Source organism: Bacillus sp. BACIII, from assembly GCF_057836745.1.
In genome coordinates this window covers 1,072,175-1,085,446 of record NZ_CM174437.1, presented here as the reverse complement: position 1 = coordinate 1,085,446, position 13,272 = coordinate 1,072,175, and the positions used below count along the sequence as shown (strand labels likewise).

2 protein-coding genes are annotated in these 13,272 nt (G+C 46.3%); both read right to left on the bottom strand.

The window, feature by feature from the left end:
* Nucleotides 1–30 precede the first annotated feature (30 nt).
* On the bottom strand, nucleotides 31–11,976 hold the full coding sequence (locus tag ACXN9U_RS05440) for a non-ribosomal peptide synthetase/type I polyketide synthase (protein WP_489202277.1): 11,946 nt from the start codon (nucleotides 11,974–11,976) through the stop codon (nucleotides 31–33).
* A gap of 19 nt (nucleotides 11,977–11,995) precedes the next feature.
* Nucleotides 11,996–13,198, bottom strand: coding sequence for an ACP S-malonyltransferase (gene fabD, locus ACXN9U_RS05435; RefSeq protein ID WP_489202276.1), 1,203 nt, complete (start codon nucleotides 13,196–13,198; stop codon nucleotides 11,996–11,998).
* Between the last annotated feature and the right edge of the window lie 74 nt (nucleotides 13,199–13,272).

Below are 13,272 nucleotides of genomic sequence, written 5' to 3'. Positions count from 1 at the left end.
TTATATAATTTAAAGAAATAATGCTTTTCCCTAAAAGTTCAATTGAATAGAATCAAGCGCGTTCTCTTCTTCCTCAATACTTCCGCTCAATCCGATTTGATCGATCAGAATGTCCGGCTGTTCCAGAATCGCTGATAGGATGTGTAAATAGTCGTTTGATAGAATCTCGATTCTGCTTTTCTTAAACAATTTTTTCGAATATTCAAACATCCCGTGATAGTTGTCGTGATCCGTTTGAATCGACAAGGTCAAATCGAACTTGGCAACCGGATGATGAAATGGATATGGCTTGAGCTGCAGGGAATCAAATGTCAATTCAGCCTGGTCGAGATTTTGCAGCACAAACATCGTATCGAATAAAGGGTTGCGGCTTGAATCCTTCGGAAGATGTAAATGCTGTATCAATTCTTCCAAAGGATAGTCTTGATTTTTATAGGCGTTCAGCATGTTTTCCTTTACTTCGTTTAAGTAGGCATCAAATGTTTTACGGCCCGCTGGGTGATTGCGAATGACTAACGTATTGACGAACATTCCCACAACGGACTCCACATCCAAATGAGTCCGCCCGGCAGACGGCGTTCCTACGATAATATCTTCTTGTCCGCTGTATTTAGATAAAAGAATCGTATAGGCTGCCAATAAAATCATATACAGTGTTGCGCCTGTTTCTTCTTCCATTTGTCTTAAACGCTGTTTCAAGTGTTCCGGTATAAGAAATTCAAATGATTCGCCTTCGTAATCGCGTATGGCAGGTCTCTCATAATCCGCAGGCATATCCAGTACGGGAATGTCATCGTGAAACTGATCCAGCCAATACGCTTCCTGGCTCTTGATGTTCCGTCTCTGAATGTCCGATTGCTGCCAAACCGCATAATCTTTATATTGAACTGAAAGCGGGTCCGGTTGGTTCCCTGCGTAGAGCCGGCTCAGATCGTTCATCATAATATTGACGGACACGCCGTCAGAAATGATATGATGCATATCAACCACAAGCACATGCCGCAAAGGTTCAATTTCAATTAATCCCGCTCGCATCAGAGGCGGTTTGGCTAAATCAAACGCTTGGATGAATTCAAGCACACGGTCTTCCGCTTCTTCTTCGCTTGCTTGAATTTGTTCTATTGTAAATTCGACGCTCTGATGAATTCGCTGTGCCGGCTCACCTTCATATAATTCAAAGCTGGTCCGCAACGCTTCATGACGCTCGATTAATTTTTGGAAAGCGTCGTTTAACCGGTCGGGATCAACTCCTCCTTCCACGCTCATGGCACCCGTCATATTGTAAGTCAGCTCGCCGCCTTCTGCGTGACTTAACAAATACATCCGTCTCTGAGCTGAAGAAACGGGATAATAGGACATTTCTTTTGCGGCCGGGATCGGTATATATTGATTTTTGTCCATGTGTAACGTTTTTTCAGCCAATTGTTCAATGGTAGGAAACTTGAATATATCTTTTAGAGACAGATTCACATCCAGCTCTTTTTGAATTCTGGCGGCTAAGGCCGCTGCGCGAATGGAGTTCCCTCCGAGATCAAAGAAATGATGTTTAATCCCCGCACGGCTTATTCCGAGCACTTCCTGCCATAAATCTGCGAGTTTGGACTCCGTCTCATTGCCCGGCGGAACATATTCAGCTGTCTGCTGCAGACTCGCTTCTGGCGCGGGCAGTGCCTTACGGTTTATTTTCCCGTTAGACGTTAACGGCATATCGTCCAGACGGACAAAATAGGCCGGAACCATGTAGTCCGGAAGTTCGGATGACAGTTGTTCCCTAAGCTGCGCAGCCGCTATAGGCTTGTCGCTTACGTAATACGCGCATAATTGGTTTAAGCCGTCTTCTTCTTCTTTCACTGTAACCGCGGCTTTTTGCACCGCTTCCGCGTTATGCATCGCCGCTTCGATTTCACCAAGCTCGATTCGGTGGCCCCTGATTTTGACTTGTTCATCAACGCGCCCAATATATACAAGATTTCCATCCTTCAATCGTTTAGCCAAATCCCCTGTTTTGTACATCTTCGCTCCCGGGACATACGGGTTTTCAACAAATTTCTCTGCCGTTAAATCCGGGCGGTTCCAATACCCTCTGGCCACACCCGGTCCGCTGATATATATTTCGCCGATTACCCCGATCGGAACCAGATTTCTGCTTGCATCGGCCACATAAATATCCGTATTGGCAGCCGGAGTGCCGATCGGTACAAATTCCCGCTTGTCCCGTTTTGCGTCGAAGTGATAAATCATACATCCGACGACAGCTTCCGTCGGTCCGTATTCATTGAAAATGTCCAGCCGTCCTTTAAACTGCTCGCTGACACTTTTGGCCAGACGGGTGCTTAAATTTTCTCCGCCCACAATCATTTTCCGTATGGCGGTGCCGCCTGCTATATTCATCTCCTTGATGACGTGCAAATGTGCCGGTGTCAATTTGATCATGTCTATTCTTGTGTCCCTTATAATTTCAGAAAGCACGGCGCTTTTGTCCTCTCCATCGAAGACGATGATGGTATTACCCGTAATCAGCGGTGTAAATATCGAAGTCACCGTCAGGTCGAAAGAGATGGAAGAGTATAATGGGAAGTTGGTTTTCTCACCTTTTACATAAACCTCTTTCGCCCACCAAATATAATTAGCCAGCCCTTGGTGCTCAATGAGTACACCTTTCGGATTTCCCGTAGAACCCGACGTATAGATCATGTAGGCCAAATCATGCGCATTGCTGTCCAATTCAAGATTCGAGCGGTCCTCATGATATGAACTTTCCTCATCCAAAAGCACAACGTCACCATCATACGGTAATTGATCTTGCAGGCTCTGCAGTGTCAACACAACCTCCGCCCTTGAATCGCTCAGCATATAATGGATCCGATCTTCCGGATATTCAGGGTCAATAGGCACGTATGCGCCGCCGGATTTCAGAACTGCCAAAATTCCAACAATCAGCTCAAGGCAATGCGGAGAAAGGATGGCAACGAATTGATCCGCTTGTACGCCTTTTGTCCGTAACGTCCGCGCCAATTGGTTCGCCCGTTCATTGAGCTGTCTGTACGTATACTGCTCATTGCCAAAAATAACGGCTGGATGATCGGGCCGCTGTGCCGCCTGCATTTCAAACCATCCGGTTACTGTTTCGTTATGCGGATACGGCGTCTTTGTGTCATTACACTCGGTCAGCAATTGATGCCGTTCGGTTTCAGACAGCATAGGAACGGAAGACAGCGTCATCTCCGGCTGCTCCACAAGGCTGTTTAATATGCTGATATAGTGTCTGGTGATCTGTTCAATGGTGTCTTTTTCAAACTGTCCCGGTTTAAAATCAAAATGCATCTCGATCTGTTGTCCGGCATCTTCGACCGTCAGCATCAAATCATATAAAGAGACTCCGGGATTTCGCTCTTTCACCTTAAACGTACATTCATCGTGCCGGATTTCATGAAACTCAATATTTTGAAACACAAACATCGTGTTAAACAGCGATTTTCGCGTTGTTTCCCGCTGCACATTTAATTTCTCCACAAGCTTGTCGAATGGATAGTCTTGGTTTTCGAAAGCGTCAAGCGTCTGTTGCTTTACTTCTTCCAGGTAATCCGAGAACTTTCGATTGGCGTGCGGCTTCGTTCGGATTCCGAGGGTTTGTATGAAAATACCGATGATCTTTTCAATATCCGGATGATTTCTTCCTGAAGCAGGCGTGCCTACGACAATATCTTCTTGGCCCGTATATTTATGAAGCAGCACTTTGTAGGCGGCCAGCATCACCGTATAGAGAGTCGTTCCCGCTGTTTGCGCCAGATCTTGCAGCGAACGGATGACATCCGGCTGTAAAGAGCACGTCACGCGCTGTCCCTCAGAAGACTGCTCCGCCGCTTTTGAGCCGTCTGTCGGCAATTGAAGGACCGGGATTTCGTCTTGAAATTGTTCCAGCCAATATGTCTCCTGCCGCTTCATGGCATCCTCATTCAGCCATTGGTTTTGCCATTCGGCGAAATCTTTATATTCAAATTCAATATCCGGTAGCGGTTTTTGATGATATAAAGCCAGCAATTCATTTGTAAGGATGTTGACGGAATAACCGTCCGAAATGATATGGTGCATATCGATGAGCAGTTCGGCCTGCTCGTTTTCAATCTTGATCAGCTCCGCACGAACCAAAGGAGCTTCTTCCAAGCGGAACGGTTTTACAAATCGGTCTGAATAGGCGTCAAATTCGTCCCGGCTCATCGTCCGGACATGAACGTTAAAATCAACTTCGTTATCAAGTTTTTGGACGATTTCACCATCTATAATGTCAAAATATGTGCGAAACGCTTCATGCCGCTCTATGACTTGTTGAAGGGAAGAAATCAGAGCCTGCTCATCGTACTTCCCTGTTATTGATATTTGACCGAACATATTTTGAGCCAGCTGATCGGGCTCCATTTGGTGGAGGAAATAGACTCTTTGCTGCGCCGGCGATGTCGGGTAATACGCTTTTTTCTCAGCAGCCTTGATCGGGAGGTGCATGACTTTCGTTTCGTTCTGAATGAAACGTGCTAATTCCTTAACAGTCTGGTGATTGAAAAATTGTCCGATAGAAACCTTTTGATCAAATGTCTTCTGAACTTTGGAAAGCATAAGCGTCGCTTGGAGCGAGTTCCCCCCCAGATCCAGGAAGCGATCTGATCTGCCAATCCGCTCAAGGCCGAAAAGCCCCTCCCAAATCTGCGCCAGCTGCCGCTCCGTTTCATTTGCCGGCGCCTCGTAGGCATCAGCAAGGTTTTCCGTATTGCTTACGATTGAGGAGACCCGCTTTTGGTGTTCGGCGTACAGTTCTTGTAAATCATGCTGTTCTTCATCGGAAAACATGACCAGGGCGTTAAGAGAGACTGAATCCCCTTCAACCATCTTTTGCAGCAATGTCGTAAAGCCCGCTCCCCACTTTTTCATGACTTCCGGACTGATAACGTTCGTATTAAAGTCGAAATCAAGAACATATTCTTGGCTTGCGTCTGTTATGTTAAGAAATAAATCGTAAAGCATGCATTTCACCGGGTATGCAATGGGCTCCGCCTCAGCCTTTCCGAAATACAGCTTTCGAAAAGGCCTGTCCAAATTAAAGATAATACGCATATCCGGCACTTGATCGTGCGGAAGCTGTCTGGCTACTAGTGTCATCGGAACAGCTTGATGCCGCATGGCGTGATTTACGCTTTCTTTCATACTATCAAGATAACCGGATAAAGTGCTTTCTGAAGTAGCCGTGTTTTTTACCGGAATCATATTGACGCAATTTCCAATCAGATCATGCTGTTTCATATGGGATTGACCGGCTGTCGGCATCCCGATTACAAGGCCCGTCTGTTTGGTAAGCTGGTGCAGAAAAAGGTGAAATGCACCAAGCATCGTTACAAATACGCTATTTTTCATCCGAATGCTCAAAGACTTTAAGGCCTCGCTTAAAGGCCGCCCAAGCCGGACGGTACACCGGTCTCCCTCGTATCCGTTCTGATGGCGGGCAGAAGCGGCGCCCGGCAGGACTGCCTGCTGTATCGGTTCAGAAAAATGATGCCGCCAATACCGGACTCCTTCTTCATAATGGCCGCTGTCAATTTGCGCCTGCTGCCAGTCTAAATATTGACGAAATGAAGCAGCGGGCTCTTTTAGCGGAAACGGTTTTCCTTGTACGATTGCCGCGTAGCTGCTCTCCAGCTCTTGAACAAAAACGGCGATCGACCATCCATCAGCAATGATATGATGGAACGTGAGCACAATCAGGTGTTCATTGTGGGCCGATGTAAGCACATGGATTCTAAACAAGGGCTTTTGTTCATAGAAGTGAAACGGCCGCTTGGCATCTTCAGTCAGCCATTTCTGAATTTCTGTTTCCCGCTGCTCTTCCGGGCGACCGGTAAAATCAATGACAGGTATTTCTATAGTCATCCGTTCCTGCACTTGCTGTACCTCGTCATCGGGATGAATCACCGTACGTAAAGCTTCATGACGGTCGACGATATGCCGGACGGCTTGTTTTAATGGTGTATGCTGCAGTTCGCCTTTTACTTTCAGCATAATGGACTGGTTTAAAGCTGCAGAAGCTTCATTTCCATAATGGGATGCCATGACCAATTGTTTTTGTTCATCTGAAAGCTCGTACGCCCCGGATTTGTTATGGCCGCCGTCATCAGGAGAATCCGGGCCTTCCGGAATAAATCCGCCTCGGCGAAGATCCTTCACCGTGTCTTTAACAGCTTGAATGATATGTTCAATATCATCCGCGGTATGCGCCGTGGATAGGAAGCAGTTGCGTCCTTCCCACACATAGATCCCTTTATAATTGAGATGGTAAAAGAACAAGTCGTTATCAAGCGATGAGACAAACCGGAATAAAGAACCGAATTGAACCATGCGGATAGGCACTTGCGATTGTTCAAAGAAGCGATTTAGCCGATCAACCAGGGAGGCTGTTTTTTGATTCAGCTGTTCATATAGGTGTTCTCCCTCGGTTTGTAAATGGCGAAGCACGGCTAACGACATTCTCATGGTAAGCGGGTGAGTATTGAAGGTGCCGGCCACAAACGTGCGTTTTGCCTCATCTTGCGGATAGGAATCGTCCCCATACTGCCAGGTTCCCCCGTCGATCGCATTCATGAATTCAGCTTTTCCGGCAACAATCCCTAACGGCTGTCCGCCGCCGATGATTTTTCCGTAGGTCACTAAATCAGCCTGAATACCGAACCATTCCTGAGCGCCGCCGAGACCGATCCGAAATCCTGTAATAATTTCATCGATAATCAAAGCTGTTCCGGATTGCTGCGTGATCGCCCGCAATTCTTTCAAAAATGCCCGCGGCTGCAAATCGGGCCTGCGGCTTTGTACCGGTTCAACCAGTACGGCTGCCAATTCATCACCGAGGCTGCGAATCACATCGAGCGAATCGGGATTGTTGTAATGTAAAATAATCAAATCATCCATATAGCTCTGCAGTATGCCCGGAGCCAGCGGATTCGCAGACGAGGCTCCGCCTTTTGTGCCGGCAAGCCCTAATACCCCGTCAAACGTACCGTGATAAGACCCCGAGAAGGCCACAACTTTCTTTCTTCCTGTTGCCGCCCGCGCTAAACGAAGTGCAACCATGACAGCCTCTGTTCCGGAATTATAGAAAGCGACCCTTTCCACCCCGGTGCATGTGCGGATCCGGTCGGCAACTTCTCCTGCGACATCCGACATCGGGCCGAGCGGAGGCAATGATGAACGGACTGAATCATCGATAACCTGTGTAATAAAGGAAGGATGATGCCCGAAAAGGTTAACTCCGAATCCCATGGTGATATCAATGTATTCGTTGCCGTCAATATCCCACATTTTGGAACCGTCAGAACGTTCGGCAATAATCGGGTACACGATTTCCTTCCAATATGAACGGAAGCTGGACAAGTTGCGGTTATTTGCATGAGCAAATCGGGTTTTGTCCGTATACTGTTTGGAACCTTTCGTTTTATCTGCATATTTCACGATGAAATCTTCTAAATATTGTTTTTGCCGTGCGGTATAGTGTCCCTGTTCATGCAGGTTCTGAGGCTGAAAAGGAACATAGGGTTTCGCTTCTTGAGCTGTTTTCTTTTCTGCAGTGACGGCCGGAGGCCCCTGCTTGACAGAAGGAATTGATTTCTCTTGCGCTTTATCGTGTTCTTTCACATCGGAATGATGACCGCCGTTTCTCAGCAAATTAAAGCTATTTAACTGAGCTTGCAAGGTGTCCTGGATTAATTGATTTTGTGAAGCGATTATTTTTTCGAGCATATGTCCTTGATGATCTTCTCTGTGACCAGATTCGGGCTGTGCTTCTGGAATGACCAGTGTTTCATGCGCCGGAACATTCTCTTGAGCCGGAGCGGATGCATGAGACGATGGAGCGGTCTCAGCCAAGTAATCGATGACACTTTGAAGGTTGTTCATCGTATCAAAAAAACGATCCATCGGGATGTCTACCCCAAATTCGTCCGCGATAGCTTTTTTGACCTGTGACAGCATGATGGAATCCATTCCGAGCCCGATAAAATGAGCGTTCAGATCAAGCTCATCCGCTATAATTCCCGAAGCATTGCTGATGACAGTTTTCAGGAAGGATTCAATGTGCGCCTTCGTTTGATCCATATTCAATGCCGCTTCTCCTTTCTCTTGGCCCTCGTTTAGGCGCAATTGGTCAGCTTCAGCCCAGCAGCGGTTCCGTTCAAACGGATACAGAGGCAATGGCGTTTTTTGTACGGTTTCACCGGCGTAAATGGCGCTCCAGTCTATAACGGCTCCCTGCACAAATAATTCGGCCGCGCGATTCAGCCATGCGATCCGTTCATCATGTGTACGTATACGCTGCATTATCAGAGCGGCTGCTTGTTTATTCAGCTCCTCTTTATGGCCAGGCAGCATTTCCTTCAAGTTCTGATAACCAACGTATACTCCGGGAAGATCTCTGTCTCCCTGGATTACGGAAGTCAGCTTGTCACATAATTCCTGCTTACTGAATACAATCATGGCAATACCATGATCCAAATGAGCCCTGCCCGTGCCGGCTGTATAGCAAATGGACTTCAATGAAGGGCTGTCATCTGCTACATATTGGCGGTACTGCTGTGCGAGTTCATAGAGTGCATTCTCTGTATGAGCGGATAAAACAAATAGGTGCGGCTCATTTTCATTTGCGGGTGCATCCTCATTTTGAGAAGTGTATTCTTCCAATACCACATGAGCGTTCGTTCCGCTAAAACCGAACGAGCTGATTCCGCCTCGCAGCGGCTCATCACCCGATGTGAACTCCGCAGCTTCCTGATTTACATAAAACGGTGAAGAGTGAAAATGAATGAGCGGATTAGGTTCATTAAAGTGCGCTAAAGGCGGGTTTTTCTTATGATTCAGCATGAGGACAGATTTGATCAGTCCGACGATGCCTGCTGCTTCAAACAAATGACCGATGTTCGATTTAACAGAACCAATCGCGCAAAATTGTTTTTTTGCCGTATACTTTTCAAACGCTTTACAAAGCCCGTTAAATTCAACCGGATCGCCGAGCTTTGTTCCGGTGCCATGTGCTTCGATGAAAGACAGCGTTTCAGGATCAATGCCCGCGTCTTTCCAGGCCGTCTCAATGACCTCAGTCTGAGCTGCCGGATTCGGTGCGGTAATCCCGGCGGTTGTTCCGTCTTGATTTATCGCGCTTCCTTTAATCACGCCGTAAATATGGTCTCCGTCGCGAACCGCATCCTGCAAAGGTTTTAACAGGACAGCCGCCGCGCCTTCACCTGTGCCAGTACCGTCTGAATCTTTGCTGAACGTTTTCGTGTACCCGTCCGAAGATTCCATATCAAGCCCGATACGGATCGGCAAGAGCGATGTCCGGATACCGCCGGCAAGAGCCATGTCACAATCGCCGGAAATTAAAGATTTACATGCCATATGAACGGCGGCAAGCGATGAGGAGCATGCCGTATCCACTGTGACCGCCGGCCCTTTTAAATTTAAGAAATAAGCGATTCGGCTGGCTAACACGGAAGGAAGATTGCCTACAATATATTGATGAAGCTCCTCCGGATAATTCGCAGAAAGGAGACGTTCATAATCGTAGCCCACCTTCGAGTACCCCGCATATACCCCGACACGGCTCCCGTTCATGCTGCCGCCGGCATAGCCCGCATCTTCAATGGCATGCCATGCAGACTGCAAAAACAGTCTTTGATTGGGGTCCATAAACTGAGCTGTTTTAGGAGCTAAACGGAAGAACGAGTAATCAAAGCGGTCGATTTCATCTAAATAGCCGCCCTTCACAAACTGATTCTCATTGAATTCGCTTTGGATGGACTTTAAATAATCCGCCGCATCTTTCAGCCGGGATGCAGGGTATTCTCGAATGCTGTGCTCACCTTTTTCAAGCAGATTCCAAAAATCACTTTTAGTTGATGCTCCCGGGACATTGAGCGACATCCCGATAATGGCGATATCTTTCGGTGTCACATGGCTTGGTTTCGCTGTGACGTCCTGCTTGATTTCAGCACGGCTTTCAGACAGATGTGCCGCTAAATCAGTAATAGAAGGATACGTAAAGAGGTCGGAAACGGCAAGCTCGCGTCCAAATCTCTGTTCTATGCGCTCGGCAATCTGCGATAACTGTAATGAATTTGCGCCCATATCAAAATAACTGTCAGTGAGGTGAACCTTTTTCCCATCGAGCACATCGGAAAAGATAGACAGTAATTCCGTTTCGATTTCATGAATGGGAGTCTGTCCGGAAGTTTTCGGGCTGCTCTCCAAACATTCATTGATGGCGGCAGACTTTGCTGAAAATTTCCCTGCTTCATACTGTCTGGCAAGTTCATAGCGCTTAACCTTCCCGCTCGTCGTTTTTGGCAGCTTTTTGATCGGAAGGACTTCTTTTATGCTCCAGCCGCCCCGCTGGTATAAATGCTTTTTGATCTCTTTGACAAGCGGGGCAAATTTTTCAGGCGATTTTTTGAAAACAACAAAGAGCACGATTTCTCCGCTTTGTGTCTTTTGGTCATATATACCGCAGGCGGCAACCCTTCCTAAGTCAACCTCTTCCATTTCAATCGCGACCCGCTCAATATCGTGAGGATAGACATTTTTTCCGTTCACGAAAATAATGTCCTTTTCTCTTCCGGTTACGACTAAGTTACCACTTTCACTAATGAATCCGAGGTCTCCCGTTTTTACCCAGCCATCAGAAGTCAGCGCTTTTTCCGTACTCTCGGGGTTGTTATAATACCCTTGCGTCACATTGTCTCCTTTGATCTGGATATGGCCGATGATTCCGTCTTCTAATCTTTCATTTGCTCCATCGGAGATCCGAAGCTGACAATAGTCAATAGGTTGTCCCACTTCGACGAATGAAGCGCAATGTTGATCCTCTTTGCTGACGTTTACAGCTCTTTCACCAAGATTTAAGTAGTCACGATGTAAATAAACGGGAACGAATTCTTCACCTGTTTTAGAAAACGCTGCGCCAACCGAAGCTTCCGCTAAACCGTAAACATTCAAAATGGCGGATCTTTTAAGATTGAATGCTGCGCATCTAGTCAAAAATTCGTCACAGAGCTCCGGCAATATCGGTTCTGCACCGTTTGCGATGACCTTGATGTGGGATAAATCCCAGTCTGGTTCGTTTTTCAGAAATTTAAGGAAGTAGTTGTACCCGAAATTAGGAGAGGATAGAATACTGGCTTTATGTTCATGAGCTTTTTTCATCCAAAGAATAGGTCTGCGAATAAATAATTCTGTAGGCATTAGATTTTGATTGATTCCGGTTATGAAGGGAACAAGGTGGCAGGCGATGAGCCCCATATCATGCGTTAAAGGCATCCATGATAACAAAGAGTCTTTCGAATGAATGGCTAGGGCAGTCCCAATGGCGCACGTGTTATGTATTAAGTTGTGATGCGTTAACATGACTCCTTTTGGATCTCCTGTCGATCCAGAAGAAAATTGTATAAAGGCGAGTTCATCCGTATCAGGTTCATAAAACGAAGCGGGGTAATCGTAGGTTTGATCTTGAATGATGTCAGATTTTTCGTTTAATTGATGATGGAAATCCTGTAAATCGTGTTCTGCAGCGTATTTCTTTATTTTGTCCAATACTTTTTCAGAGGCAATCAAAAACGGATGATTTAATATATTCCAAATGCGCCACACCTTCAGCTTATGGTCATCATCTTCTCCGATACTGACCGGTACCGGGATCATTCCTCCTAATATACAAGCCCAAAAAGCAACGACAAATGATTTGTTTTCTTGGATTTGAAATACAATTTCCTGCTTCGGCTGAATGCCGATATGCTGTAAATAGCCAAGATATCCTTGTGCTTCCTCAAACAATTGGCGATAAGAGACAACCGTCTCGTTTTTATCGGATTCGATAAAACGGATCCCGCGATCAGAGATATTGCTTCTTTCCCGAATGACATCTACTAAGGTTTGGAATTGACTGGTATACATAGGTCCCCTCCTGGGCGCTTTATTTTAAAATCCGCAATTCTTCCCAAGCCGGAAGCTGTTTAGCCTCGCAAATTAATTTGCATAAATGGATCGAATGTTCGAGCTCTTGTTCTGAGAGCTCATTTTCATGTCTTTCCATTCTCTCTTTCAGCTCTTGGATTTGCGTAAATAATGGGTACGTCAGGTTGGAATAAGCCAATGGATCCTTGTTGTAATTTCGCGCAATGATGGATTGAATCATCAATTTATTCAGTTGTTTTTTGCGTAAACGGACAATATGTTTATTTCTTTCCGCTGAATTGGAAAGCTGGTGAATATCAGATGTCTGTCCTAAAGGATAAGGTGCAATGTGGTTCGTTATTTTTTTCAGCAGACCGGATAAGACATTGTTCGGCCCCATTTCGATGGCTTCTGTCACTCCGTGTAAAAGCAAATAATGCATCGATTCTGCCCATCTTACCGGCATCGCCATGTGCTGCTTGAGATGTTCGCTGATCGAATTTTTGCTGCTGTAAGGGCGCGCGGTGACATTTGAAATGATCGGCCATGCGGCATCCCGGAAGGAATACTGCTGTAATGCACTCTGGAATTGTTCGGATGCCGATCTTATCATTGAACTGTGAAAAGGTGCACTTACATTTAAATAAGTGTATGCCGCCCCCTTTTCCTCCGCCATCCTGATGACACGCTCCACAGCTTGCCGATGTCCGGAAATGACATGCTGCCGGTCTGAATTCATGCAGGCTACATCTGCCGGAAAGTCTTCTGTCGACACTTTCGCACACATTTCTTGCAATGTTTGAAGAGAGAGCCGGGTCACAGCAGCCATTGTCCCCTGCTGCTGGGGATCCGCATTTTGCATAAGAATCCCCCGCTGCCTTACAAGTGTAACGGCATCATGAAAAGAAAGGGCGCCGGCACAGACAAGCGCCGAGTATTCTCCTAAGCTGTGACCTGCCAGGAAGCGGGGCTTCACTCCTATTTCCTGCATATACACTTGAAAAGCAATGACACTGACCGTTAAAATAGCGGGCTGCGCATTCATAGTCTTTGTCAATTCATTTATATTTCCGTTAAAACACAGTTTTTTTATATCCAAGGAGATCGCGTCGCCTGCTTCTTCAAATAATCTTTTTGCGACCGCAAAATCATTCCAAAATTGTTTGCCCATTCCTACAAATTGAGACCCTTGTCCAGGAAATAAAAAGGCAAGATTGTTCATGAGCTCCCTCCGATCGCATTGAACAGGGATCCAATATCATACAATATATCCCTTTATATAACATCGTAGCATGG